Origin of the sequence: Microvirga puerhi (assembly GCF_020089865.1) — a bacterium.
GTDB classification, from domain to species: domain Bacteria; phylum Pseudomonadota; class Alphaproteobacteria; order Rhizobiales; family Beijerinckiaceae; genus Microvirga; species Microvirga puerhi.
Map to the genome: position 1 here is coordinate 218138 of NZ_JAIRBM010000006.1, position 25253 is coordinate 243390.

Here is a 25253-nt window from a genome sequence, read left to right on the forward strand (position 1 = left end):
CTTATATCAGCGCCAGCACAGGGGGCAGCCGGCTACGGAAGCATCCTGTCCATGTTCAACCCATAAGCCATGGGCCGGGCTGCTTTTAGGGCCCGGCGGTCTGCTTGAAAGTGAGGGATCCCGCCATGGGTAAGGTCATTGGTATCGACCTCGGCACCACCAATTCCTGCGTCGCCGTGATGGAAGGCTCGCAGGCCAAAGTTATCGAAAACGCAGAAGGCGCCCGGACGACCCCGTCCATCGTGGCGTTTACGGACGAAGGCGAACGCCTCGTCGGCCAGCCGGCCAAGCGCCAGGCGGTCACGAACCCAGAGCGGACCTTCTTCGCCATCAAGCGCCTGATCGGGCGCACCTTCGAAGACCCCATGACCAAGAAGGACATGGGCCTCGTTCCGTATCATATCATCAAGGGTCCGAACGGCGACGCATGGGTCGAAGCCGACGGCAAGCAATATTCCCCCTCCCAGATCTCCGCCTTCACTCTGCAGAAGATGAAGGAGACTGCGGAGGCGCATCTCGGCCAGCCGGTGACGCAGGCCGTGATCACGGTTCCCGCCTACTTCAACGACGCCCAGCGCCAGGCAACCAAGGATGCCGGCAAGATCGCGGGCCTCGAAGTGCTGCGCATCATCAACGAGCCGACGGCCGCGGCCCTCGCCTATGGCCTCGACAAGAAGCAGCACGGCACCATCGCGGTCTATGACCTCGGCGGCGGCACTTTCGACGTGTCGATCCTCGAGATCGGCGACGGCGTCTTCGAGGTGAAATCCACCAACGGCGACACCTTCCTGGGCGGCGAAGACTTCGACATGCGCCTCGTCGAATACCTCTCCGCCGAGTTCAAGAAGGAGCAGGGTATCGACCTGACGAAGGACAAACTCGCCCTGCAGCGTCTCAAGGAAGCTGCCGAGAAGGCGAAGATCGAGCTGTCCTCGGCGTCCCAGACCGAAATCAACCTGCCTTACATCACCGCCGACGCGACGGGTCCGAAGCACCTGGCGATGAAGCTCTCCCGCGCCAAGTTCGAATCGCTCGTCGACGATCTGGTGCAGAAGACCATCGAGCCCTGCCGCAAGGCGCTCAAGGATGCCGGCCTCTCGGCCGGTGAAATCGACGAGGTGGTCCTGGTCGGCGGCATGACCCGCATGCCGAAGATCCAGGAGGTCGTGAAGGCATTCTTCGGCAAGGAACCCCATAAGGGCGTCAACCCGGACGAGGTGGTCGCCATCGGCGCCGCAGTCCAGGCCGGCGTGTTGCAGGGCGACGTGAAGGACGTGCTGCTTCTCGACGTGACCCCGCTGTCGCTGGGCATCGAGACGCTGGGCGGCGTGTTCACCCGCCTGATCGACCGCAACACGACGATCCCGACCAAGAAGAGCCAAGTCTTCTCCACGGCTGAGGACAACCAGAATGCCGTGACGATCCGGGTCTTCCAGGGCGAGCGCGAAATGGCGGCGGACAACAAGCTGCTCGGCCAGTTCGACCTGATGGGCATTCCGCCGGCACCGCGCGGCATGCCGCAGATCGAGGTGACCTTCGACATCGACGCCAACGGCATCGTCAATGTGACGGCGAAGGACAAGGCCACCAGCAAGGAGCAGCAGATCCGCATCCAGGCCTCGGGCGGTCTCTCGGAAGCCGACATCGAGAAGATGGTGAAGGATGCCGAGGCCCATGCGAGCGAGGACAAGAAGCGGCGCGAGCTCGTCGAGACGCGGAACCAGGGCGAGAGCCTGATCCACACCACGGAGAAGTCGCTGAAGGATTACGGCGACAAGGTCTCCGAGTCCGACAAGCAGGGCATCGAGACGGCAATCGACGCGCTGCGCCAGGCCCTCAGCGGTGAGGACGTGGAGACCATCAAGGCCCGCACCACGGACCTGATGCAGGCTTCCATGAAGCTCGGCGAAGCCATGTACCAGGCCTCCCAGGCGGCCGGTGAAGGCGGCGAGCATGCCTCCGCCGAGGAGCCGAAGAAGGATGACGTCATCGACGCCGACTTCCAGGAAGTCGACGAAGACGACAAGAAGAAGCGCGCCTGATCCATGGCCGCGGTTTGACGAATTCGGCACCCGGTGTTTCATCGCCGGGTGCCGTTTTCTTGAACGGGCTGGAAAGGCTTGAAGCAAGAATGAACGACCTGCCGACCGATATCCGTGACGCCCTCCTCCGGCACAGCGAGGCCGCCCGGGTCTTCGAGCGCCTGTTACCCTCCCATCGACGAGAATATGTCCGGTGGGTCGACGAGGCGAAGAAGCCGGAAACCCGGACGAAACGAATCGGCAGCATGATGGAGCGGCTGACCGCTCCGAGGGGCGCCTGACATGTCGAAGAGCGATTATTACGAGGTCCTCGGCGTTTCGCGGACCTGTACCGAAGTGGAGATGAAATCCGCGTTTCGGAAGCTCGCGATGAAATATCACCCGGACCGCAACCCGGGAGACCATGAAGCCGAGATCAAGTTCAAAGAGATCAACGAGGCCTATCAGACCCTGTCCGATGGCCAGAAGCGGGCGGCCTACGACCGGTACGGTCATGCGGCCTTCGCCAATGGCGGCGGGGGCGGTCCGGGCTTCGGCGGCGATTTCTCCGACTTCATGTCGGACATCTTCGAGAATTTCTTCGGCGATGCGGGCGGGCGTGGGCGCGGTCGGAATACCGGCGGTCGCGAGCGCGGCGCCGACATGCGCTACAATCTCGAGATCGGTTTGGACGAGGCCTTCCATGGCAAGACCGCCGAACTGAAGATCCCCACCTCCGTCACCTGCGAGGTCTGTACCGGCAGCGGCGCGAAGGCCGGCTCACAGCCCAAGCCCTGCCCGACCTGCGGCGGTGCCGGACGCGTGCGCGCCACCCAGGGCTTTTTCTCCATCGAGCGGACCTGCCCCAACTGCCATGGCCGCGGCGAGGTGATCGACGATCCCTGCCCCAATTGCGGCGGCGCGGGCCGCGTCACGCGCGAGCGCACGCTCTCGGTCAACATTCCCGCGGGCGTCGAAGACGGCACGCGCATCCGTCTCGCCGGCGAGGGCGAGGCCGGCCTGCGCGGCGGTCCGCCCGGGGATCTCTACATCTTCCTGTCGCTCAAGGCGCATCCCTTCTATCAGCGCGATGGAGCGGATCTGTTCTGCCGCGTCCCGATCTCCATGGTTACGGCGGCCCTCGGCGGAGAGTTCGACGTGCCGACGCTCAGTGGCGGCGATGCGCAGGTGAAGGTTCCCGAAGGCACCCAGTCCGGCAAGCAGTTCCGTCTCAAGGGCAAGGGCATGCCGGTGCTGCGTTCGCGGGACGTGGGCGATCTCTACATTCAGGTTGTTGTGGAAACGCCGCAGAAACTCAGCAAGCGCCAGCGCGAGCTCCTGATGGAGTTCGACCAGGAATGCTCCAAGGAAAACCACCCTGAGAGCACTGGATTTTTCTCCCGCGTGCGCGAGTTCTTCGACGGGCTGAGTGGATCCACTTAGCTTGACGGTCGTTTTCATTGAGTTCTAAAGAACCTGTCTGATCCGCGGCTCAAAGGGTCTGCCCAGTGCTCCAGTCGTTCCAACGGCCTCGGTCTCGAAAACTGCCCCTCGGCAAAGACCGCTTTGAAGACGAAGCTCGTTTCTTGAGATCTTGGCTGGAGCGACCTCTGGTGGTCGGCGCGGTCACGCCATCCGGCAAGGCGCTCGCCCGGACGATGGCGGCCTATGTGGATCCCCGCGTTCCCGGCCCGATCCTGGAACTCGGCCCCGGCACAGGCCCGGTGACCGATGCCCTGATTCGCCGGGGCGTTGCCCAGGACCGGCTCATCCTCATCGAGTTCAACCCGGAATTCTGCCAGCTTCTGAAGCGCCGCTTTCCCAAGGCGACCATCGTCCAGGGCGATGCCTACGACCTCGGCGAGACCCTGTCGGGCGTCCTGAAGGAGCCGGCGGCCGCGACCGTGTCGAGCCTGCCGCTCTTCACGAAGCCCATGGACCAGCGCTTGGAGCTCCTGGAAACCGCGCAGGGCATGATGCATGCCGATGCGCCCTTCATCCAGTTCACCTATGCGGTCGTGCCGCCGATCCCGGCGCGCTCGAAAGCCTACCGCACCCGCGCCTCGAACCGGATCTGGCGCAATCTCCCCCCGGCCCGTGTCTGGGTCTACAACAAGGTCAACCATCCATGAGCGCCGCCATGTCCCTTCGCACCGAATCCCTGCCGGGCGAGGACATGCGTGACAGATTGATCATCGGCCTCGATATTTCGTCGGTCGAAGAGGCGCGCGGAATCGTCGAACGGATCGGCGATGCCGGGACCTTCTACAAGATCGGATACCAGCTCGCCTATGCGGGCGGCTTCGAGCTGGCGCGGGAACTCATTGCGGATGGCAAGAAGGTCTTTCTCGACCTCAAGCTCCATGACATCGCCAACACCGTCGAGCAGGGCGTGCGCTCGGTCGCTCGCCTCGGCGCGACGCTTCTGACAGTGCATGCCTATCCGCAGACCATGCGGGCGGCGGTTGCCGGCAAGGCCGGCTCGCCCCTGAAGATCCTCGCCGTCACCGTCCTGACCTCCTACGACGACAGTGACCTGATCGAGGCGGGCTATGCCCCGGTCTCCACCGCCGATCTCGTGGCGCGCCGCGCGGGCCAGGCGCGCGACATCGGCGTCGATGGAATCGTCTGCGCCGCGCCGGAAGCGGCGCGTGTTCGCGCGATCCTCGGCCCCGACCGCCTCATCGTCACTCCCGGCATCCGTCCGGCCGGAGCCGAAATCGGCGACCAGAAACGCGTCGTCACGCCCGCCGACGCAATCCGCGCCGGAGCCACCCATCTCGTGGTCGCGCGTCCCATCGTGAAGGCCGAGGATCCCCGCGCCGCCGCGCAGGCGATCCTCGCCGAAATGAGCGCCGCGCATCGCGCTTGACGGCAAATCGCCAACAGCGTTCCCCTACCCTCTTCACATCAAGGAAGCCGCGCCATGCCCAAAGGCTATGTCATTGCCCGCGTCACCGTCACGAATCCCGAGGCCTATGCCGAGTATGCGAAGGGTGCGACTGCGGCGATCAAGCAATACGGTGGACGCCCGCTCGTGCGCGGGGGCGCCCATGAGGCGCTCGAAGGCGAGGCGCGCCCGCGCAACGTCGTGATCGAATTCGACTCGATGGAGCAGGCGCGCCGCTATTATCATTCGCCCGAATACCAGGCGGCCAAGGCGAAGCGCGAGGGCGCCTGCATTGCAGAATTCGTCCTCGTCGAAGGAGCGGAATGATGGCCAAGGGGTATTGGATCGGCCGCGTCGATGTCTCCAACCCGGACGCCTATCAGAACTACGTCCGCGCCAATGCCGCGGCCTTCGCAAAGTTTGGTGCCCGCTTCCTCGTGCGCGGCGGCGCGTTCAAGGCGGTCGAAGGCGACGCCCGCGCGCGCAACGTGGTGATCGAATTCCCGTCCTACGAGGCGGCCCTTGCCTGCTGGGATTCGCCCGAATACAAGGCCGCCAAGGCGGAGCGCGACGGCCATGCGATGGCCGAGATCATCGTGATCGAGGGATATGACGGGCCGCAGCCCGCATGACCGATCCGACCTATTCTGTTCGTCCGAGCCAGCAGGACGACCTCGCTCGTCTTGCCGACGTGGAGCGATCTGCGGCCGTCGTCTACTTCGCGGCCCTCGGAGAGCCGACGGACGTTCCGGATGTCATGGCTCCGGACACCTTGCGGGCCTGTCATGACACAGGCCTGCTCTGGATTTCCGTGGACGGGTCGGACAGGCCCGTTGGCTTTCTTGCCGCCGAAAAGATCGATGGGTCGCTGTTCATCAAGGAGATGAGCGTCCATCAGAACCATCAGCGTCGCGGCTTGGGCCATTGTCTGATGCAGACGGCTCTGGCGCATGCGAGGGATTCCGGCTGCGCATCCGTCTCGCTGACGACGGATCGGTTGATCCCCTTCAATGCTCCCTTCTACGAACGGATCGGCTTTTCGGCTCTGCCGATCGATGAAGCGCCCGCAGCGCTTCGCCTCGTTCATGACCAAGAGATCAAAAGCGGTTTCGATCCCCGGCGGCGCATCCTCATGATCCGCAGGCTCTGAGCTTTGCACCGCTCGGCCATGCGGCTATACCCAGGACGACCGAAGGAGAGACTGGCATGAGCGAGATGCGACTTGTCGTGGTGGGCGCGGCCGGGCGCATGGGGCGCATGCTCGTCGAGGCCGTGGCCGAGGCGGAGGGCTGTCGCCTGGTCGGCGCCATCGCCAGGCCGGGTTCGGAAGCCATCGGCCACGATGCCGGCCTGATTGCCGGAATTGGCCTCCTCGATGTGGACATCACGGACGATCCTCTCCCGGTTTTTGCCCAAGCCGACGGCGTTCTCGATTTCACCACCCCGGGGGCAACGGTCGCCTTCGCCACGCTTGCCGCGCAAGCGCGCATCGTCCACGTGGTCGGCACGACCGGCCTGCAGGACCCGGATTTCGCCAAGCTCGAAGCGGCGGCGCGCCACGCACGGATCATCCAGTCCGGAAACATGTCGCTCGGGGTCAACCTGCTGGCCGGGCTCGTTCGCCGGGCGGCTGCGGCACTGGGTGAGGATTTCGACATCGAAATCCTGGAGATGCACCATCGCATGAAGGTCGACGCCCCATCCGGAACGGCTTTGCTCCTCGGCGACGCCGCGGCCGAGGGCCGGAAGGTCTCGCTCAAGGATCATTCCGTCCGCGTCCGCGACGGGCACACCGGCGCTCGCCGCGCCGGCGACATCGGCTTTGCGAGCCTGCGCGGGGGCACCGTGGTAGGCGAGCACAACGTGATCTTCGCAGGCGCGGGCGAGCGGCTCGAGCTGGCGCACCGGGCCGAGGACCGGGGTATCTTCGCACGCGGCGCCGTCAAGGCCGCCCTCTGGGGCTTTGACAAGAAGCCCGGTTACTATTCCATGGCCGACGTGCTCGGCCTCGACCATCCCTGAAACCTGTTCCACCCATCGACCGGAGACGCCGATCCATGAACCGCCTTCTCGTCCTTGCCCGCCACGGCCAAAGCGACTGGAACCTCAAGAACCTCTTCACGGGCTGGAAGGATCCTGGCCTCACGGATCTCGGCGTCGAGGAAGCGCGCGCCGCCGGGCGGAGGCTGAAGGCCCTCGGCATCCAGTTCGATATCGCCTTCACGTCGGACCTGTCGCGAGCACAGCGCACCTGCGATTTGATCCTGGAAGAGATCGGCCAGCCGGGTCTTAAGACCATCAAGGACCAGGCCCTCAACGAGCGCGACTACGGCGATCTCTCGGGTCTCAACAAGGATGACGCCCGCGCCAAGTGGGGCGAGGATCAGGTCCATCTCTGGCGCCGCTCCTACGACGTCCCCCCGCCCGGCGGAGAAAGCCTCAAGGACACCGTGGCGCGCGTGCTGCCCTACTATATGCGCGAGATCCTGCCCCGCGTGATGCGCGGCGAGCGCATCCTCGTGGCCGCCCACGGCAATTCCCTGCGCGCCCTGGTGATGGTCCTCGACGGCCTGACGCCGGAGACGATTCCCTCGATGGAACTCGCGACCGGTGTGCCGCTGGTCTACAATCTCAAGGCGGACACCACGGTCGCGGACAAGAAGGTGCTCGAGGCGTAGCAGGGCCTTTCTCCCCTGCTGCACTGCCGAGGATAACAGACGCTGTCATTCCGGGGCGCCGCAGGCGAGCCCGGAACCCATAAACATTGAGCTTTACGGATAAGGCGCAATGGTCATCCTTGCGCCCTTCCTCGGGTGCTAGTGGTTATGGGTTCCGGGCCTGGTCCTTCGGACCATCCCGGAATGACAAGGGGTCCCATGAATTCCATCACTCTCGCCCCCGGCCTCGCTTATTATCCCGACTATCTGGACCGGGCGGCGCAGGATGCGCTTCTCAAGGCCGTGCGGGAGGCAACCCGCGCAGCGCCTCTCTATACGCCGCGCATGCCCCGCACGGGCAAGCCGTTCTCCGTGCGCATGACCAATTGCGGGGGTCTGGGCTGGGTCTCCGACGAGCATGGATACCGCTATCAGCCGACCCATCCGGAGACCGGCACTGCCTGGCCAGACATCCCGAAGATCGCCCTCGACGCCTGGGAGGCCCTGAGCGGCTATCCCCATCTGCCGGACGCCTGCCTGATCAACTTCTACGAGCCCAGTGCACGCATGGGCCTGCATCAGGACAAGGACGAGGAGGAGTTCGACGCGCCGGTGGTCTCGCTCTCCCTCGGCGACACCGCGCTCTTCCGCTACGGTGGCCTCGATCGGAAGGATCCAACGAAGTCCGTGAAGCTGCGCTCGGGCGATGCGATCGTCTTCGGGGGACCGGCGCGGCTCATCCATCACGGCGTCGACCGGCTCTTTCCGGGTAGCTCGGATCTGCTACCCCAGGGTGGCCGACTCAACCTCACCTTGAGAAAGGTCAAGGTCGGCCCTATCTCATGAAACGAGATTACATGAAATCGTGTCATGAAGATTCTGCTCTCTGCAGGCCTCGCTGCGATGCTGGCCGCGACCAGCGCGGAGGCTCCAACCTCCGTCTTTCCCCCTCGGCCGGGTGTTGAAGCCGAACCCGTGCAGCTCCCCTATGGGATCGGGGATCGGGCCGGGTTACGCCCCGTGCGGTCCTCGAACGGCAGCGTTGCCCTCACGGACGGGCCAAAGGATGTCTTCGAGCTCGGCGAGCAGACGCTCGTCACCTTGTCGCAGGCGCCACAGCTCGAGGGATTGAAAGCCCTTCCTCAGACCCGTCGCGATCAGACTCTTCGCCAGCTCGGGACGGAGGACCCCGAGCTCCGCGATGTGGCCCTCGAAGCGCTGGGCTCGGCCCAATCCGGCGATATCCTTCGCTACGACATCGTCCTGAGAGCCAGGACCGTCCATTCCGATCTGGAAGTGGTCAGGATGCTGTCCTTCGTCTTTCTCGACGAATCCGTCGTCCGGATGGCCGCGACCGCGCCGGCGACGGAGCGGGAGGCGAACCTGCCGCGTTTCCGGAGGCTCGTCCGGAGCCTCACCCTGAGACCATGATGCACCGCCATAAAGGCTTGCTCCGCGGGGCTTAAACGATATTCATAAGAGCGGACCTGACTATTGCCTCCGGAGAATGTTCGGCCATGAAGATCGTCGTTGCCGCCCTGGGCTTCCTTCTGTCGCTCCATGCGGCAGCCGCCGCCGATCCGATCTACCCGCCGGCATCGCGGGTCGGCCTCGTGCCGCTCGAGGACATGGTCCCGTCGAAACGCTTTACGGGCTTCGAGAACCCTCAGAAGGCCGCGGCGATCACAATCACCGAGCTGCCTTCCCAGGCTTATGAGCAGCTCGTGGCCGGAATGACGAAGGATTCCCTGCGTCGACAGGGCCTGGACGTCACCTCCCGGGAGAAACTGAAGATCGACGGCAAGACCGGCCTTCTCATCGCCGGAGCCATGACGGGGCCGGTGAAGGGCCGCAAATGGGTCCTGGCCCTCAAAGGAGCAGACCTGACGGCGCTGCTTGTCGCGCAGGTGGAAGGAGGCGACGACGGCTACAGCGAGGCACAGATCCGGGCGGCCCTGAAGAGCGTCGCTCTGCGCGGACCGGTCTCGCTGGACGAACAGGTCGCTGCCCTGCCCTTCCACGTTCGGGATCAGGCCGGCTTCCGCCCGGTACGGGTCACCGAAGGGAACTCCGTGCTGTTCACCGAAGGCACCAAGGACACCATCAAGGCTGTCGAGCAGCCGATCCTGATCCTGGCTGCGTCCCAGGTGCCGATGGCGCTCAACGGCGAGCGGCGCGACCAGTTTGCCAGAGCCGCCCTCAACTCGAACCAGATGCTCAAGGACGTCACCATCGAGCGCGCGGAGTCCTTCCGGCTGCAGGGACAGGACTGGCACGAGATCGTCGCCCGGGCGAAGGAAGCCGCATCCGGACAACCGGTCATCGTCATGCAGACGATCCGCTTCGACAACGGTCGCTACGTCCGGATGATCGGCCTGACCCGCGAGGCGGACCGGCAGACCTATCTGCCGCGCTTCCGGCAGGTGATCGACAAGGTCGATATCGACTTCTAGGGCATCGACCGCAAAAGTGGCTCCTTAAACGAGAGCGCCTTCTCAGCCGTTCCCATCCCGCTGCGGAAAGACCGGAAGGGACCAGCCGCGGAGGATCGCGAGCGCCCGCAGGCCGAAGGCCGCCGCAAAGCCGGCGGCGGAGCAGGCGAATGGATCGAGGCCGAGGGCGCGCAGGCCAACCATGACGCCGGCGCCCAGCGCTGCGGCGGTGACGTAGATCTCCTTCCGCAGGACGAGCGGCGTCGTTCCGGCCAGGATGTCGCGGATGATTCCGCCGAAGGTCGCCGTAACGGTGCCGAGCGCTACGGCCGAGAGGGCCGGCACATCGGCCGCCAGAGCCTTGCTCGTGCCGCCGATGGCGAAGAGGGCAAGGCCAAGGGCATCGGCCCACAGAAGGGCTCGCCCGCGCCGTCCTCCGTCGAGCGCGGCCACGCGTCGCGGGCCGAGCGCAAAGACGATCCCGGCCACCATGAGGCAGACGAGAACGTCGCCCGGATCACCGACCCAGAAGACCGGGCGCGTGCCGATCAGCAGATCGCGCAAGGTGCCACCGCCGACGCCCGTGACCGTCGCGAGAAGCGCGAAGCCGAACGGATCCATGCCCTTTCGCGCTGCCACGAGGGCGCCCGTAAGGGCGAAAACCGCCACGCCGACGGTCTCGAACGGAATGCTGTCGATGAGGCCCACAGGGCGCGCTTTCAAAGTCGTTGCCGCCGTTGCTGCGGCAGGCGAATTGTAGGATGAGACCTGCCGTCATGGGAACGGCCGTGCTGGGGAAAGCACGACCGTTTCACGTCATAGGCATTTTGAGACGATCATTCCAGGGCGGCTCGCGGAGCTGAGCCCGACGGCCCTCTGGAATGACGGTCGTTGGATCAGGATGCCGTGGAGGAATTGTCGGCTTCGGCGCCGTTCGGAGCCGCTTTGGGCCCACCTTTCGCGACGCCGACCAGGGCCGGACGCAGGACGCGGTCGCCGATCACATACCCGGACTGGACCACCTGGACCACCGTGCCGTTGGGCACGTCCGGGTTGGGAACCTCGAACATGGCCTGATGGACATTCGGATCGAACTTCTGGCCCTGCGGATCGAGCCTCTTGACCCCGTGGCGTTCCAGGGTCTTGAGCAGGTCGCGCTCGGTCAGATCGATGCCTTCGACCAGGCCCTTGAAAGCACCTTCGGCCGCCTCGCGGGCCTCTTCCGGCACGTTCTCGATGGCGCGTCGCACATTGTCCGCCACGTTCAGCATGTCGCGCGCGAAGCTGGTAACCGCATAGGTCCGCGCATCCGCCACTTCACGCTCCGTGCGACGACGCAGATTTTCCATATCGGCCATCAGGCGGAGCATCTTGTCCTTCAAATCGGCCTTCTCGGCCTCAAGGACAGCCACCGGATCGGGAGCGGCCTGAGGAGCGGCGTCGTTGGCGGCCTCGGCAACCGGGTCGGCCTGCGGCGTGTTCTGGTGTTCCGTATCTTGCGGCTTCATCATAGCTCTACTGAGATGGAAAACGTTTCCGGGCACATATCAGGTCCCTGACGCCACAAATCAAGCGCTGCGGCGCTGACCAGCCTCCGTTTCCTCCGCTTTGAAGACCTCCAGCAGAGCTCTCCGGATAGAAGCCTGACGGCCCGCATGGGTCACCTTCGTGCCGGTCAGATCGGTCACGTAGAATACGTCCACGGCCTTTTCGCCGAACGTGACGATATGGGCCGAGGCAATGTTGAGGTTGAGCTTCCCGAGAGCGGTCGTGAGATCGTAGAGGAGGCCCGGCCGGTCAAGGCCCGAGACCTCGATCACGGTCTGCCGGTTCGACAGGGAATTGTCGATCGACACCTCCGGCGCGAGCTGGAACGTCCGGGAACGTTCCTTCGCCGGCCGTTTGCCGTCGACCAGATCGGCGATCTTCACCTCGCCCTTGAGGGCACGCTCGATGGCCGTCGCGACCCGCTCCGCCCGGCGCAGTTCGTCCTCGTCCCGGTCGAAAGCGCGCGACAGGACGATGGTGTCGAGTGCCATGCCATCCGTGGTGGTGAAGATCTGCGCATCGACGATATTGCCGCCGGCCGCCGCGCAGGCGCCGGTGATGATGGCGAGCAAACGCGGATGATCCGGCGACAGGATCGTGAATTCCGTGACGCCCCGGAAATGATCGGTCTCGTAGGCCGTGGTGACGGTGCGGCCCGCCTTGTCGGAGGCCTGTACGAAATGCGCCTGCTTCACGCGCCGCGCCTCGTCCGTCTTGAGCCAATAGGCCGGCGCGTGACGGGACGCATAGGCATCGAACTCTTCCTGCGTCCAGTCCGGCAGCGCCGCGCGAAGTTCCTCCTGCGCCAGCCGGATGCGATCCGACCGGGCGATGTCGGCAGCACCACCGCCGAGCATCACTTCCGTCTCGTGGTAGAGGTTGCGCAGGAGCTGCCCCTTCCATCCGTTCCACACCCCGGGCCCCACCGCCTTGATGTCGGCAATGGTGAGGATGTGGAGCAGCTTCAGGCGCTCCATGGTCTGCACCGTTTCCGCGAAGCTCTTGATCGTTGCGGGATCGGACAGGTCGCGGCTCTGAGCGGTGTTCGAGGCCAGGAGATGGTGCTCGACGAGCCACGCGACCGTATCGGTCTCTGACCCGGTGAGGCCGAAGCGCGGCCCGAGCTTGCGTGCGATGGCGGCACCCGCCGTCGAGTGATCCTGCGGCCGCCCCTTCGCGATGTCGTGCAGAAAGACCGCCACATAAAGCGCGCGGCGGTTATGGATCGTCCCGGCGATCTGCGTCGCGAGCGGATGATCGGCGCTTCCCGCTCCGCTCTCGATCTCCGTCAGGACGCCGATGGAGCGGATTAAATGCTCGTCCACCGTATAGTGGTGATACATGTTGAACTGCATCATCGCGACGATGCGGCCGAAATCGGGAATGAAGCGCCCGAGAACGCCTGCTTCGTTCATCAGCCGCAGCACGACCTCCGGCGCATTCTTCGACGTCAGGATGTCGAGAAACAAGCGGTTTGCTTCCTCGTCGTTGCGCAACGTCGGACCGATGAGGGACAGCGAGCGGGTGGCGAGACGCGTCGCATCAGGGTGAATGGCGAGGTTGTGACGATCGGCGAGCCAGAACAGGCGGATCAGGTTGACCGGATCGTGCTCGAACGCGTCCTCGCCGCGCAGATTGATGCGGTTGTTGTCGATGACGAACGCATCGTTTTCGAGCGCGCCGCCACGACGACGGCGGAAGCGCCCGAACATACGGTCGAGCACGGGGCGCTTCTTTGCCTGGCGCGCCTCGAGTTCGGCGCAGACGATGGCCGTAAGATCGCCCACGTCCTTGGCGATGCGAAAGTAAGCCTTCATGAAGCGCTCGGTTGCCGACAGGCCGCCACGTCCGGAGAAACCGATGCGCTCGGCAATCGTCCGCTGCAGATCGAATGTCAGGCGTTCCTCTGCACGTCCCGTCGCGAAATGCAGATGGCACCGCACGCGCCACAAGAACTCCTCACAGCGTGCGAAGAGCTTGAACTCTTCCGGCGTGAAGAGACCGGCCTTCACCAGCTCTTCCGGCTCGCGGACGCGATAGACGTATTTGGCGATCCAGAAGAGCGTGTTGAGATCGCGCAAGCCGCCCTTGCCGTCCTTGACGTTCGGCTCCACGAGATAGCGCGACGCGCCGGCTTTCGCGACACGCGCGTCACGCTCCTTCAGTTTCGCATCGACGAATTCCGCCGCGGAGAGGGCGACGATTTCGCGGTCGAAGCGGGTGACGAGATCATCGTAGAGGGCCTTGTCGCCGAGGATGAAACGGGATTCGAGCAGCGACGTCCGGATCGTCATGTCCGCCGCGCCTTCCCGCAGACATTCCTCGACGGAGCGCGTGGCGTGGCCGACCTTCAGCTTGAGATCCCAGAGGATGTAGAGCATCGCCTCGACGACGCTCTCGCTCCATGCGGTCTTCTTGTACGGAAGCAGGAAGAGCAGATCGACGTCTGATCCCGGGGCGAGCGTGCCGCGTCCATAGCCGCCGGTGGCGACCACCGCGAGACGTTCGGCCATGGACGGATTATCGGCCGGATAGAGATGCCGGACCACGGTGTCGTGAACGAAGCGTACGAGGTCGTCCATCCGATCCGACAGGAAACGCGCGCAGGCGAGGCCGTTGCCCTTTTCGATCAACCGCTCTTCCGCAGCCGCGCGCGTCTCGTCGAGGAAGCGCCGCAGATCCGGAACCAGTCTCGCCCGCAATTCGGTGGCGTCACGGAGCGGCTCGTTGCCGAGAGCAGGCAGGACGGTGTCGAGGCTGGAATGAGCCATGGGCAGACCCTGTACACGATGGCTCTCGCTTACCACCTCGGCGCGTCGCCGCCCATGGGTGACGATCGCCGCTGAGGTCGCAGGCGCTCAGACGTTCGTTTTAGAAGACTCTGTTTGACATAAGAAACGTATCGGTCCTATAAAAAGGACACGCGCCGATTTGAGCAAGCAGCTTGCGGGCGCGAAACAAATGCAGCTAAAGCGCCGGGTGGCCCGACGGGACGCTCCTGCGCCAAACCAGGAGTATCACCATGGCCTTCTCCCGCCGCCTCTTCCTCGCCGCCTCCTTCGCCACGAGCCTCGCGTCCACAGCCTTCGCTCAGCCGAAGGAAATCCGGATCGATTATGCCACCTACAATCCGGTCAGCCTCGTCCTGAAGGACAACGGCTTCCTGGAAAAGGAACTGGCGAAGGACGGCATCAGCGTCCGCTGGGTGCAGAGCCTCGGCTCCAACAAGGCGCTCGAATTCCTGAATGCGGGCTCCCTGGATTTCGGCTCCACGGCCGGTGCGGCCGCGCTGATCGGCAAGGTCAACGGCAATCCCATCAAGTCGATCTACGTCTATTCGCGCCCTGAATGGACCGCTCTCGTCACGGGCAAGGACAGCACCATCACCAAGGTCGAGGATCTGAAGGGCAAACGCGTCGCGGTCACGCGCGGCACGGATCCGCACATCTTCCTGGTGCGGGCGCTTCAGGACGCCAAGCTCACCGAGAAGGACGTGAAGCTCGTCCTCCTGCAGCATCCGGACGGACGGACCGCCCTGGAGCGCGGCGATGTGGATGCTTGGGCCGGCCTCGATCCGCTGATGGCCGCAGCCGAAGTCGAGAGCGGCGCAAAGCTGTTCTACCGCAATGCCGCCGCCAATACCTGGGGCATCCTCAACGTGAGCGAGGCATTCGCCAAGGAAAACCCCGCTCTCGTCACCCGAGTGCTGAAAGCCTACGAAGAGGCGCGCGCCTATTCGCTCGCCAATCCGGCGGAGCTGAAGAAGAGCCTCGTCGCGTACACCAAGCTGCCTGAGGCCGTGATCGACCGTCAGCTCGAGCGCACGGAACTGACCCATTCCGCCATCGGCCAGGCGCAGATCGACACCATCCTCGCCGCGGGCCTTGCCCTGCAACAGGCCGGCGTCATTCCTGCCGACACGGATGTGCGTGCCGCCGTCGATGGGCTCGTCGACCGCCGCTTCGCCACCGCGTCCCGCTAACCGCTTCATCACGGGAGAGCGCCGTGACAGGCCAAGGCACGCTCCAATCCACGCGCCAAGGCTGGTCCTCCCCCCAAGGAGCTGCCGCTCTCGCGGCTCCTTCTCCTGCCGGGAAGCGTCGCGCCTTCGATGGGCGCGTCCTTCTCGGCATTTTCTTGCCTCTCGCAATCGCGCTGCTCTGGGAAGCAGCCGTCCATTTCGGCTTCGCGCAGGGACGCCTCGTTCCACCGCCGAGCCGGATCCTCACCACCCTCTGGGGCCTCGCGAAGACAGGCGAACTCTGGACACATGCCACGGCGACGCTCTGGCGTATTCTCGCAGGCTTCGCCATCGGCGCCATCGCCGGCATCGTGTTCGGGGCGCTGTCCGGTTCTAGCGATGCCTTGCGTCGTCTGCTCGATCCGACGCTTCAGGCGCTGCGCGCCATTCCGTCGATCGCCTGGGTCCCGCTATTCATCCTCTGGCTCGGCATCTTCGAAGCGTCCAAGGTGGCGCTGATCGCGGTCGGCGTGTTCTTTCCCGTCTATCTCGGGATCGCGGGCGCGATTCTGTCGGTCGACCGCAAGCTCGTGGAAGTCGGACGCGTATTTCGCCTGTCCCGGATCGCGCTTGCACGGCGCATTCTCCTCCCCGCCGTTCTTCCCGAGGCCGTCATCGCGCTCCGTTCCGGCCTCGGCCTCGGCTTCATGTTCGTGGTCGCCGCGGAGTTCATGGGTGCTTCCGAAGGTCTCGGCTACCTGCTGGTCGACGGGCAGCAGATGGGCAAGCCGGATCAGATCCTTGCGGCGATCATCGCCTTCGCCCTGCTCGGCAAGGCGGCGGACAGCCTTCTCGTTCTCGCCACGCGCCCGCTCGTCCGCTGGCAGGATACCGTGCGGGAGCGCCTCTGATGCTGAACCTCGATCATCTGTCCAAGATCTACGCCGACGGGACGCGGGCGCTCGCCGACATCAACCTCTCCGTCCGGGAGAGCGAGATCATTGCGCTGATCGGCGGTTCGGGCTGCGGCAAGACCACGTTGCTGCGCCTCATCGCCGGCCTCGACCGCGCCAGCGCGGGATCGATCCGGCTCGACGGCGAACCCATCCATGAGCCGCATCCAGCCGTCGGAATCGTATTCCAGGAACCTCGGCTGCTGCCATGGCTCACGGTTTCCGACAACGTCGCATTCGGCCTTGCCCATCTCGACAGAAGCGAGCGCAAGGCGCGCGTGAGCCATGCGCTCGAAAAGATCGGACTGGCGGAACATGCCGAGCGCTGGCCCCGCGATTTGTCGGGCGGACAGCAGCAGCGCGTGGCCATTGCCCGCGCCTTCGTCACCTATCCGAAAGTGCTCCTGCTCGACGAGCCTTTCTCGGCCCTCGATGCCTTCACGCGCGCCAGCCTGCACGAGCATCTGCTCGGCCTGTGGGAGGAGACACGTCCCACCGTGGTCCTCGTCACGCACGACGTGCAGGAGGCCGTTACTCTCGCCGACCGTGCCGTCATCATGCAGCCGAAGCCCGGGCGCATCTTCGATGAGTTGCCGCTCACGCTGGCCCGTCCACGCGACAGGGCAGCCCTGCCCTTCGAATCCGCCGTGCGGCGCGTCCTGGCGGCTCTGGACCAGTCGCTCAAACCCGTGCAACCATCGCCGCACCGGGAGCGCGACCGCGAGGCAGCCGCTCTCTGGTGGTAGCCCCAGAAAAACAATTTCCAAGGACGATCTCATGGACTCGACGCAACTGCGCGCGCTTCAGGCGCCTCTGAAGGACCAATACCGTTCCGCGCCGGATTCGGCGGTGATCACGCTCAAGGCGCAGGGCACCCTCGATGACCAGCACATCGCCTGCAAGGTGGAAACCGGCCGTGCACTGGCAGTGGCGGGGCTGCATCCGGCGACCGGAGGCTCGGGCGCCGAGCTCTGCTCCGGCGACATGCTGCTCGAAGCCCTTGTCGCCTGTGCAGGCGTCACCCTGAAGGCGGTTGCAACGGCTCTCGAAATCGATCTGCGCCACGGCGCCGTAAAGGCGGAAGGCGATCTCGATTTTCGCGGCACGCTGGGCGTCGATAAGGCCGCGCCGGTCGGCTTCAAGGCAATCCGCCTGAGCTTCGAACTCGACACCGATGCGCCGCAGGACAAGCTCGATCAGCTCCTCAAGCTGACCGAGCGCTATTGCGTCGTCTTCCAGACGCTCAACAACCGTCCCGAATTGAGCGCGACGGCGACACGCCGCGCTTGATGCGTGTCAGATTCCGTTGGCGGCGACGAGGCTGCGCGGCGCGGCGCTGATCATCGCCGCCATGCCGCCGCGGATTTCCTGGATGGCGAGTGCGCGATCGTTGGAGCCGTCCGGCTTGAAGCGGAAGACGCCGTCGGCGCCGGCAAAGCCCGCAGGATTCGTCAGCACGCCTTCCGCGAAACGCTGCGATCCCTGCACTCGCGTGAGAGTCGCGGCCAGCGTCACGGCGTCGTACGACAAAGTGGCGAGGCGGATGGGATCCGTATTGAAACGGGCACGATAGCGGGCCGCGAAGGCCTCGAAGCCGCGATTGTCGGGCGCGGAGAACCAGCCGCCCTGAAGAACAGGCAGGGCGAAAATCCGCGGCTCGTTCCACAGGCCGGTACCGATCGGTTTCACCCGCTGCGGGTTGAAGCCTGCGACCTGCAGAGCCTGCGCGACCGCCGGCAGACCATCGCCGTTGTCGGGGATGAAGAGCGTATCGGCCTGCGGTGCCGCTCCGGCGACAAGCGGCGCGATGCGCTGCACCGCCGCCTGCGGTTGACCGGGAGAGTAATGCTCGACGACCACCACGCGCATTCCCTGCCGCGCGGCGGCCTCGCGGAACTGTGCCTCGGCGACGCTGCCGTAGGTCGATTGCGGAATGAGTGCTGCCACCGAGCGGCGACCCTGCGAAGCCGCATAGGAGATGACCCGATCCACCTCCGCCTGCACGAGGAAGCTCAGGAGGTAGACGCCACGGGCTGCAACGCTGGTATCGGTCGAGAAGGCGACGATGGGCCGGCCGGCCTGGCGCGCCACCTGCGCGGCGCCCTGCACGGAGCCTGCGAAGAGAGGCCCGATGATTAGTTCGGCTCCCTCTGCAAGCGCCTGGCTCGCGGCGTCCCGCGCGCCTTCGGGAGTGCCGCGATCGTCCTTCACCAGGAGGGTGACCTGCGGCCCTTGGATCTCGCTCAAGGCGAGTTCCGCTGCATTACGCAGGCTCTGTGCAGCGACGGCTCCCTGTCCCTGGCCGGAGAGCGGCAGGAGGAGAGCGACACGGACGGGACCGTTGCCGATCGTCGCTCCATTGTCACCGCTGGGCGGCTCGGCGGCCGGGCCAGTCACCGCTCCGGTTACCGGAAGGTCGGCGTCGAAAACGGGATCCGCTGTGGCAACCGGAGGCTTGCTGCGACGGGGCGGCTGCATGCTCCCCGAGCCGACGCACCCGGCAAGCGCCAGCGCACCCGCAAGGCCGAGCAGCGGGCCAGTGCGCCTCAGAAGAAATCCCTTACAGTTCGATGTCGCCGCCGTTACGGAAGGCAGATCCGCCATGTCATCCCCCCGGATCATGATCCGACAGACTGAGTTCGACGATGACACAAAATGGTAAACAGTGCTTCCAAGGGAGCGAGGACGGCATTTGCTCTGTTGGGGCTTCATGCGACAGTAGTGAGCAATGACTCAGAGAATCGACAATAGGACCAAACGACGCGAAGCCCCGGCCAGGACCGCGACCTTCACGGCCTTCGGGCTCGCGGCGGAAGCCGAGCCCCTGGCGCCCGGCCTCTACGTGGTGGCGACGCCGATCGGCAATCTGCGGGACGTCTCCTTCCGGGCGCTCAGCGTACTTGCCGCTGCCGACGCCATCCTGGCCGAGGATACGCGCGTGACGAAGACGTTGCTCGCCCATTACGGCATCACGACTCCGCTCGCGGCCTATCACGAGCATTCCAATGAGGCGGTTCGCGAGCGCATGGTGCACCGGATCCGGGAGGGACAGGCGCTCGCCCTGGTGTCCGACGCGGGAACGCCGCTGGTATCGGACCCGGGCTATAAACTGGTTCAGGCGGCGATCGAAGAGGGGCTTCCGGTCACCCCGATCCCCGGTCCCTCCGCGATTTTGACGGCCCTCGTGGTGTCGGGCCTGCCGACCGACCGCTTCTTCTTCGAGGGCTTCCTGCCGCCCAAGAGCGCAGCACGCCGGACGCGGCTCGCGGAAATCGCCAACATTCCCGGCACGCTCATGCTGTTCGAGGGACCGCACCGCCTGCCCGAGATGCTGGCCGATGCCGCCGCCATTCTCGGCGAGCGTCAGGCGGTGGTGGCGCGCGAGCTGACCAAGCTGTTCGAGACCATCCGGCGCGGCACCTTGCCCGAACTCGCGGAGATGTTCGCGCAGGAGGGCCCGCCCAAGGGGGAGATCGTGGTTCTCATCGGCGAGGCGTCGAAGGACATGCAGGCCGCCGAAGTGGATGCCGTTCTGGATACTAAACTCGAGGCTGCTCTGAAGAGCCATTCGATCAAGGACGCGGCCGCCCTCGTCGCCGCCGAGCTGAACATTCCCAAGCGCGACGCCTATGCGCGCGCCCTGACACTCGCCCGGAAGGACACGTGACGAGCGCCGTCGAGCGCCGTCGAACGACTTTCCTGCGCGGACGGCGGGCCGAGCTGATCGCTCTCCTGTTCATGCTGTGCAAGGGCTATCGGCCGCTCGCCCGCCGCTTCTCGGCAGCGGGCGGCGAGATCGATCTCATTCTCGCCAAGGGCGACACCATCGCCTTCGTGGAAGTGAAGACGCGCGGCTCGATGGACAATGCGCTTGTCGCCATCACGGCCATGAAGCGAAAGCGCTTCTCGCGTGCGGCGCGCGCCTGGCTCACACGTCATCCCTGGGCAGCCACGAAGATCTGGCGCGCCGACGCGATATTCATTGCTCCGCGACGATGGCCGCAGCACGTCGTAGCGGCGTTCGAACTAGAAATTAGTTGAGCCACGCCAGTGCCTCGGCTCCATTACGCAACGAGGCGTCGCCGATCGACCACTGCCTCGCGGATGTGCCGGGCCATTTCCTGCACGATGTGATTGCCGCCGTCTTTGGGCAGATAGAGATTGACCGTAAAGGGCGGGAGCATCGGCAGCCCGGATTCGCGACCGAGCACTTCGAGACCCTCCGGTACGGTGGACGCCATCCAGGCCATGACGGCGATGTCCGCCGCAACCGTCGCCACCTGGGCGGAGGTGTTGGTCACCTCCGAGGCCGAACGCCAGGAAATGCTCGCCTGCTGCAGCGCCTCGCGAATGGGCGCGCGGAAGGCGCAATCCGAACATCCGATGGAGACCGGAAGCGGCCGCTGACGGACCGCCTCGCCGCCGCGGGCCCCGACCCAGACCAGACGATCCATGACGAGATTCTCACCGTCCGCGTCGCAGTGCATTTCCGTCGCCAGCACCACGTCGGCCTTACCGGCGTAAAGCTCGGACCGCAGCTTGGCGCTCGAGCCGCTTTGAAGCGAGATCTGGACCCGCGGATAAGCGCGCGCGAAGCCCTTGAGAAAGGTGGGCAGGTAGGTGGTGATGATGTCGCTGGGAATGCCGAGGCGAATCTCGCCTTCGAATTCCGGCGTCGTCATCTCGGTCCAGATTTCATCATTGAGGGCCAGGAGCCTCTTGGCGCGGCCATAGAGTCGCTCGCCGGCGCTCGTGAGGGTCATGCCGCGCCGGTCGCGGGAGATCAGTTCCTCCCCGACAAGCTCCTCCAGCCGCTTGATCTGCTGGCTGACCGCCGCCTGGGTCAGGTTGAGTGCTCCGGCCGCCGCCGTCATTCCACCCATCTCCGCGACGGCTGCAAAAGCCCTCAGCAGGCCGACATCGAGATTCCTGGGCATGGCACACCTCAATAATGAACCGTTATCTTCAAGATAATGAACATTCGTTTCCCTTATGCAAGGGGGTACGGTAGAGTTTCTTCATCGCCGCTGAAGAGCGGCACCACCGACCGACCGACAGATTCTTCCCAAGTCTTCCACGCCGGGCACCGGTCCGGCGAAGGGTGATGCTTGGACAAAACCGGCCGGGAAAGCACAGGAGCGAACCATGTCGCAGACTTTGACCCGCACCGCCGCATTCGCACCGAACAGCACCTCTCGCCCCTCGCTGCTCAGCGGAATCGTCGCTTTCATCGCGCGGGAAATTCGCATCCGCCGGGACATGCGTCAGCTCTCCGCGTTTGGAGATTCGGCGCTTCACGATATCGGTCTGGTTCGGTCGAACATCGAGGACGTCGTGCGCCATGGCCGACCGACGCTCATCGTACCCACGCATCCCGTGACGCTGGCACCGGCCGAGCACGAAGAAAACGTCTCTCCGACGTCCCTGACCGAATGGCGATAAAAACTTTTGCGTCAGGGAGCGAAGACCGTGACGGCACCGGGCTTGATGGAAAAATGCGCGGGTGTGCGGGTAACGATCTCGCCATCCGCATTTACCGGACGCGGGATGCGCGTTCGGATATCGAATTCCTGCGCTCGAACCGCTCGCACCTCCCGCCATGCGCCATGGGCGCCGTTTCGAAACGAGCGCGCCATCAGCGCTAGTTTCCAGGCGCGTTTGAACTCCAGGCTGTAGAGATCGAGATGCTCATCGTCGATGGCGGCATCCTTCTCGACGGCATTGCCGCCGCCGTAATAGCGGCCGTTGCCGACGGCGATCTGAAGCGTCTTCACCCGCGCCGATTCGGTCTCGCTGATGATGGTGGCGCTGAAAGGACGCGCCTGCGCCAGAACCTTCAAAGCCACCAGCGCATAGCCCAAGCGGCCGAACCGTCGCTTGATGTCCCGCGTGAGCTTCTGCGCGAGTTCGGCGGAGAGCCCGATGCTGGCGACGTTGAAGAAGGGCTGACCATTCACGAGCCCCAGGTCGATCCGGCGCGTCTTGCCGGCGGCGATCAAATCGACGGCACCATCGAGATCGAACGGAATACCGAGTGTGCGTGCGAGATCGTTCGCGGTACCGAGCGGCAGGATGCCGAGCGGAAGGCCAGTCTCGATGATGCCGAGTGCCGCAGCATTCAGAGTTCCGTCACCACCCCCGACGACGACACAGTCGACTTTATCCGCATGATCCACGATCAGCGGCGACAAATCCTCCCGCCCCTCGCAGTCACGATGAACCGGTTCGATACCGTGAGATTCCAGGATCGCGACGGCTCTCTCGCACTGAGAAGCACCGGTGCGGCTTTTGGCATTGACGATGAGAAGGGCGCGACGGGACATGGGCTATCAGATGGCAAGCGTAGCCTCGTCCGCAAGGTCTCGTAACGAAGATGCGTCAGAAAACAACGACTTGCAGGCCGGACCGCTCGCCCGCTCCCGCCGGCGTAAGCATGACGGTTGCCATCGCGTCATTTCCGGCCAATAACCTCGCTTCTCTTGGAGAATGACGCATGACCCTGACCGTTGCGATCCAGATGGATCACATCAAAAGCATCAAGATCGCGGGCGATACGGGCTTCGCACTGCTGCTCGAAGCGCAGCGGCGGGGACATCGCGTCCTGCATTACACGCCGGACCGCCTCAGCCTGCGCGACGGCGTCGTGACGGCCATGGCGGAACCGGTCGAGGCCCGCGATGTGGAGGGAGACCATTTCACCCTCGGCACGCCCGAGCGAATCGATCTTTCGGGCGTCGACGTGGTGCTGATGCGCCAGGATCCGCCCTTCGATCTCGCCTATATCACCGCGACGCATTTCCTGGAGCGCATCCATCCGAAGACTCTCGTGGTCAACGATCCGGCGAATGTCCGCAATGCACCGGAAAAGATCTTCGTCACGCTCTTTCCTCACCTCATGCCACCGACCCTGATCTCCCGCGACAAGGCCGAGATCGAGGAGTTCCGGCGTGAACACGGCGAAGTCGTCATGAAGCCGCTCTACGGCCATGGGGGCGCAAGCGTGTTCAAGATCGGCCGGGAGGATCCGAATTTCGGCTCTCTGTTCGATCTCTTCGCCAACACCTTCCGCGAACCCTGGGTGATTCAGCGGTTCCTGCCCAAGGTGACCGAGGGCGACAAGCGCATCATCCTGATCGACGGCGAAGCGGCAGGTGCGGTGAATCGCGTCCCGGCTGCCAACGACATCCGCTCCAATATGGTGCGCGGCGGCGCTGCCAAACCGACCGACCTCTCCCCGCGTGAGCGCGAGATCTGCGAGACCATCGGCCCTGAGCTGAAGCGGAGAGGCCTCATCCTGGTGGGTATCGACGTGATCGACGGCAATCTCACCGAGATCAACGTCACCGCGCCCACGGGCCTGCGCGCGATCAAGCGTCTGGGCGGCCCCGATCTGTCCGCAACGGTCTGGGACGTCATCGAGAGCAAGGTGAAGGCTTAGTTCTATACCGTCATTCCGGGACAGCTCGGAGAGCTGGGCCCGGAACCCATAAACACCAGCGCCTCAGAATAGGGAGCGACGGAGATTGCAGATTCTTACCTCGCGCCGTTAGTGTCTATGGATTCCGGGCTCCGCTACGCGGCCCCGGAATGACAAGGGGGGCTTTTCAAGCCGCCAGTTCGCCGATCACCGCATTGAGAACCGGAAAGCCTTCGCGGGTGACGTGCAGGCGATGACCGTCGCGGCTCACGAGGCCTTCCTCTTCGAGGCTCCGGACGCGGCTCTCCCTGAGCGGCCGCCCGGTGAAGGCCTCGAAACGGCTCGGATCGATTCCCTCCTTCAGGCGCAGGCCCATCAGCAGGAATTCGTCGCCCTCCGCCTCGGAGGTCAGGACCTCTTCATCAATGACGCCACAGCCGTCCCGCTCGACGCGTTCCAGCCAGGTTTCGGGGTGCTTCTCCGTGGCTGTGGCGAGCCGCGCATTGCCGGTCACGAGCCGGCCATGGGCGCCGGGGCCGATTCCGGCATATTCGCCGTAACGCCAATAGAGCAGGTTGTGGCGGGATTCGGCGCCTGGGCGGGCATGGTTGGAGACTTCATAGGCCGGAAGCCCATACGTATCGCAGACCTCCTGCGTCACGTCGTAGAGGGCGCGCCCCGTGTCCTCGTCCGGAATCGTGATCTTGCCGGCCTTGTAGAGGCGCTCGAACCAGGTGCCGGGCTCGATGGTCAGTTGGTAGAGGGACAGGTGCTCCACCGCGTGGCCGATCGCCTGCTTCAACTCGGCGCCCCAGGCCTCCGGCGTCTGGTCGGGACGGGCATAGATCAAATCGAAGGAATAGCGGTCGAAGATCGATGCGGCGACCTTCACGGCCGCCAGGGCCTCCTCGACGCTGTGCATGCGCCCGAGGCGCTTGAGATCGGGATCGTTGAGGGCCTGGACACCGAGCGACACCCGGTTGATGCCGGCCTGGCGATAGCCGCGAAAACGCTCCGCCTCGACGCTGGTCGGGTTGGCCTCTAGGGTCACCTCCGCGTGGGAATCGACGGACCAGGCGGCACCGATCGCATCGAGGATGGCGCCCACCGTTTCCGGCTTCATGAGGGAGGGCGTGCCGCCGCCGAAGAAGATGCTCGTGACCGTCCGGCCGGGAATGCGTGCGGCCGTATGGGCGATTTCCCGCCGGAACGCGGCCAGGAAGCGTTCCTGATCCACAGGTTGATGCCGGACATGGCTGTTGAAGTCGCAATAAGGGCATTTGGAGGCGCAGAACGGCCAGTGCACGTAGACGCCAAAGCCCACATCGCGCGTCGGATGATCGATCATGGAGCGTATATGGCAGCTTCGGGCGG

Annotated in this window: 28 protein-coding genes and 1 riboswitch; of the genes, 21 read left to right on the forward strand and 7 right to left on the reverse strand. The window is 64.8% G+C overall.

Translation table 11 applies throughout. The annotated features are described in order from the left end of the window. Nucleotides 1-125 precede the first annotated feature (125 nt). From dnaK to K9B37_RS10580, 13 genes are all read left to right on the forward strand, one after another. On the forward strand, nucleotides 126-2042 hold the full coding sequence (gene dnaK / locus K9B37_RS10520) for a molecular chaperone DnaK (RefSeq protein WP_224313021.1): 1917 nt from the start codon (nucleotides 126-128) through the stop codon (nucleotides 2040-2042). Between the two features lie 89 nt (nucleotides 2043-2131). Beyond that, nucleotides 2132-2323 carry a YdeI/OmpD-associated family protein gene (locus K9B37_RS10525; protein WP_224313022.1) on the forward strand — a complete coding sequence of 64 codons (192 nt, stop codon included), beginning with the start codon at nucleotides 2132-2134 and terminating at the stop codon, nucleotides 2321-2323. 1 nt (nucleotide 2324) lies between these two features. Further along, complete coding sequence (dnaJ, locus tag K9B37_RS10530) at nucleotides 2325-3464, forward strand: molecular chaperone DnaJ (protein ID WP_224313023.1); 1140 nt, start codon at nucleotides 2325-2327, stop codon at nucleotides 3462-3464. A gap of 65 nt (nucleotides 3465-3529) precedes the next feature. After that, a complete protein-coding gene (locus K9B37_RS10535; RefSeq protein ID WP_224313024.1) occupies nucleotides 3530-4153 on the forward strand; it encodes a class I SAM-dependent methyltransferase in 624 nt (207 codons plus the stop codon). A gap of 8 nt (nucleotides 4154-4161) precedes the next feature. Beyond that, nucleotides 4162-4893: an orotidine-5'-phosphate decarboxylase gene (gene pyrF / locus K9B37_RS10540; RefSeq protein WP_224313025.1), complete on the forward strand. Its 732-nt coding sequence runs from the start codon at nucleotides 4162-4164 to the stop codon at nucleotides 4891-4893. Nucleotides 4894-4947: 54 nt separating this feature from the next. Next, a complete protein-coding gene (locus K9B37_RS10545) occupies nucleotides 4948-5238 on the forward strand; it encodes a DUF1330 domain-containing protein (RefSeq protein ID WP_224313026.1) in 291 nt (96 codons plus the stop codon). Further along, nucleotides 5238-5543 (forward strand): DUF1330 domain-containing protein, encoded by a 306-nt coding sequence (locus K9B37_RS10550; protein ID WP_224313089.1) that lies wholly within the window; start codon nucleotides 5238-5240, stop codon nucleotides 5541-5543. The genes K9B37_RS10545 and K9B37_RS10550 overlap by 1 nt, the downstream gene beginning before the upstream one ends. Next, on the forward strand, nucleotides 5540-6061 hold the full coding sequence (locus K9B37_RS10555; protein WP_224313027.1) for a GNAT family N-acetyltransferase: 522 nt from the start codon (nucleotides 5540-5542) through the stop codon (nucleotides 6059-6061). The genes K9B37_RS10550 and K9B37_RS10555 overlap by 4 nt, the downstream gene beginning before the upstream one ends. A gap of 65 nt (nucleotides 6062-6126) precedes the next feature. Further along, nucleotides 6127-6933 carry a 4-hydroxy-tetrahydrodipicolinate reductase gene (dapB, locus tag K9B37_RS10560; RefSeq protein ID WP_224313090.1) on the forward strand — a complete coding sequence of 269 codons (807 nt, stop codon included), beginning with the start codon at nucleotides 6127-6129 and terminating at the stop codon, nucleotides 6931-6933. 35 nt (nucleotides 6934-6968) lie between these two features. Then, nucleotides 6969-7589, forward strand: coding sequence for a 2,3-bisphosphoglycerate-dependent phosphoglycerate mutase (locus K9B37_RS10565; RefSeq protein WP_224313028.1), 621 nt, complete (start codon nucleotides 6969-6971; stop codon nucleotides 7587-7589). 198 nt (nucleotides 7590-7787) lie between these two features. Then, nucleotides 7788-8414, forward strand: coding sequence for an alpha-ketoglutarate-dependent dioxygenase AlkB family protein (locus K9B37_RS10570; RefSeq protein WP_224313029.1), 627 nt, complete (start codon nucleotides 7788-7790; stop codon nucleotides 8412-8414). 24 nt (nucleotides 8415-8438) lie between these two features. Further along, nucleotides 8439-8999 carry a hypothetical protein gene (locus K9B37_RS10575; RefSeq protein ID WP_224313030.1) on the forward strand — a complete coding sequence of 187 codons (561 nt, stop codon included), beginning with the start codon at nucleotides 8439-8441 and terminating at the stop codon, nucleotides 8997-8999. A gap of 86 nt (nucleotides 9000-9085) precedes the next feature. Next, nucleotides 9086-10021 (forward strand): hypothetical protein, encoded by a 936-nt coding sequence (locus K9B37_RS10580; RefSeq protein WP_224313031.1) that lies wholly within the window; start codon nucleotides 9086-9088, stop codon nucleotides 10019-10021. Between the two features lie 42 nt (nucleotides 10022-10063). On the opposite strand, the gene K9B37_RS10585 is transcribed toward K9B37_RS10580, so the two are convergent. The 3 genes from K9B37_RS10585 to K9B37_RS10595 form a co-directional block, all read right to left on the reverse strand. Beyond that, nucleotides 10064-10723: a trimeric intracellular cation channel family protein gene (locus tag K9B37_RS10585; protein ID WP_224313032.1), complete on the reverse strand. Its 660-nt coding sequence runs from the start codon at nucleotides 10721-10723 to the stop codon at nucleotides 10064-10066. Between the two features lie 173 nt (nucleotides 10724-10896). Beyond that, the gene (grpE, locus tag K9B37_RS10590) at nucleotides 10897-11508 is read right to left on the reverse strand and encodes a nucleotide exchange factor GrpE (protein WP_224313091.1); all 612 of its coding nucleotides are present in this window, start codon (nucleotides 11506-11508) and stop codon (nucleotides 10897-10899) included. A 60-nt stretch (nucleotides 11509-11568) separates the two neighbouring features. Beyond that, nucleotides 11569-14319, reverse strand: a complete 2751-nt coding sequence (locus K9B37_RS10595; RefSeq protein ID WP_224313033.1) for a [protein-PII] uridylyltransferase — start codon at nucleotides 14317-14319, stop codon at nucleotides 11569-11571. A 142-nt stretch (nucleotides 14320-14461) separates the two neighbouring features. Then, a riboswitch (SAM riboswitch) is annotated at nucleotides 14462-14539 on the forward strand. Between the two features lie 31 nt (nucleotides 14540-14570). On the opposite strand from K9B37_RS10595, the gene K9B37_RS10600 reads away from it, so the two are divergent. The 4 genes from K9B37_RS10600 (at nucleotide 14571) to K9B37_RS10615 (ending at nucleotide 17752) form a co-directional block, all read left to right on the forward strand. Beyond that, nucleotides 14571-15530, forward strand: coding sequence for an aliphatic sulfonate ABC transporter substrate-binding protein (locus K9B37_RS10600; protein WP_224313034.1), 960 nt, complete (start codon nucleotides 14571-14573; stop codon nucleotides 15528-15530). A gap of 149 nt (nucleotides 15531-15679) precedes the next feature. Next, nucleotides 15680-16420 carry an ABC transporter permease gene (locus K9B37_RS10605; RefSeq protein WP_224313092.1) on the forward strand — a complete coding sequence of 247 codons (741 nt, stop codon included), beginning with the start codon at nucleotides 15680-15682 and terminating at the stop codon, nucleotides 16418-16420. Next, nucleotides 16420-17208, forward strand: coding sequence for an ABC transporter ATP-binding protein (locus K9B37_RS10610; RefSeq protein WP_224313035.1), 789 nt, complete (start codon nucleotides 16420-16422; stop codon nucleotides 17206-17208). Before K9B37_RS10605 ends, K9B37_RS10610 begins: the two co-directional genes overlap by 1 nt. A gap of 31 nt (nucleotides 17209-17239) precedes the next feature. Further along, nucleotides 17240-17752, forward strand: coding sequence for an OsmC family protein (locus tag K9B37_RS10615; protein WP_224313036.1), 513 nt, complete (start codon nucleotides 17240-17242; stop codon nucleotides 17750-17752). Between the two features lie 6 nt (nucleotides 17753-17758). Here K9B37_RS10615 and K9B37_RS10620 read toward each other — a convergent pair whose 3' ends face one another. Beyond that, on the reverse strand, nucleotides 17759-19066 hold the full coding sequence (locus tag K9B37_RS10620; RefSeq protein WP_224313037.1) for a penicillin-binding protein activator: 1308 nt from the start codon (nucleotides 19064-19066) through the stop codon (nucleotides 17759-17761). A gap of 124 nt (nucleotides 19067-19190) precedes the next feature. On the opposite strand from K9B37_RS10620, the gene rsmI reads away from it, so the two are divergent. Both rsmI and K9B37_RS10630 read left to right on the forward strand, forming a co-directional pair. Beyond that, the gene (gene rsmI, locus K9B37_RS10625) at nucleotides 19191-20129 is read left to right on the forward strand and encodes a 16S rRNA (cytidine(1402)-2'-O)-methyltransferase (RefSeq protein ID WP_224313038.1); all 939 of its coding nucleotides are present in this window, start codon (nucleotides 19191-19193) and stop codon (nucleotides 20127-20129) included. Continuing rightward, nucleotides 20126-20503, forward strand: a complete 378-nt coding sequence (locus K9B37_RS10630) for a YraN family protein (protein WP_224313039.1) — start codon at nucleotides 20126-20128, stop codon at nucleotides 20501-20503. The genes rsmI and K9B37_RS10630 overlap by 4 nt, the downstream gene beginning before the upstream one ends. A 23-nt stretch (nucleotides 20504-20526) precedes the next feature. Here the strand turns inward: K9B37_RS10630 and K9B37_RS10635 are convergent, their stop codons facing one another. Then, nucleotides 20527-21399, reverse strand: a complete 873-nt coding sequence (locus K9B37_RS10635; RefSeq protein ID WP_224313040.1) for a LysR family transcriptional regulator — start codon at nucleotides 21397-21399, stop codon at nucleotides 20527-20529. 208 nt (nucleotides 21400-21607) lie between these two features. Between K9B37_RS10635 and K9B37_RS10640 the strand changes: the two genes are divergently transcribed. Next, entirely contained in the window at nucleotides 21608-21904 is a 297-nt protein-coding gene (locus K9B37_RS10640; RefSeq protein ID WP_224313041.1) for a DUF1127 domain-containing protein, read from the forward strand. Between the two features lie 11 nt (nucleotides 21905-21915). On the opposite strand, the gene K9B37_RS10645 is transcribed toward K9B37_RS10640, so the two are convergent. After that, nucleotides 21916-22785 (reverse strand): lipid kinase, encoded by an 870-nt coding sequence (locus K9B37_RS10645; protein ID WP_224313042.1) that lies wholly within the window; start codon nucleotides 22783-22785, stop codon nucleotides 21916-21918. Between the two features lie 170 nt (nucleotides 22786-22955). Between K9B37_RS10645 and gshB the strand changes: the two genes are divergently transcribed. Further along, the gene (gshB, locus tag K9B37_RS10650) at nucleotides 22956-23900 is read left to right on the forward strand and encodes a glutathione synthase (RefSeq protein WP_224313043.1); all 945 of its coding nucleotides are present in this window, start codon (nucleotides 22956-22958) and stop codon (nucleotides 23898-23900) included. A 166-nt stretch (nucleotides 23901-24066) separates the two neighbouring features. Here the strand turns inward: gshB and hemW are convergent, their stop codons facing one another. Then, a complete protein-coding gene (hemW, locus tag K9B37_RS10655; protein ID WP_224313044.1) occupies nucleotides 24067-25227 on the reverse strand; it encodes a radical SAM family heme chaperone HemW in 1161 nt (386 codons plus the stop codon). Nucleotides 25228-25253 lie beyond the last annotated feature (26 nt).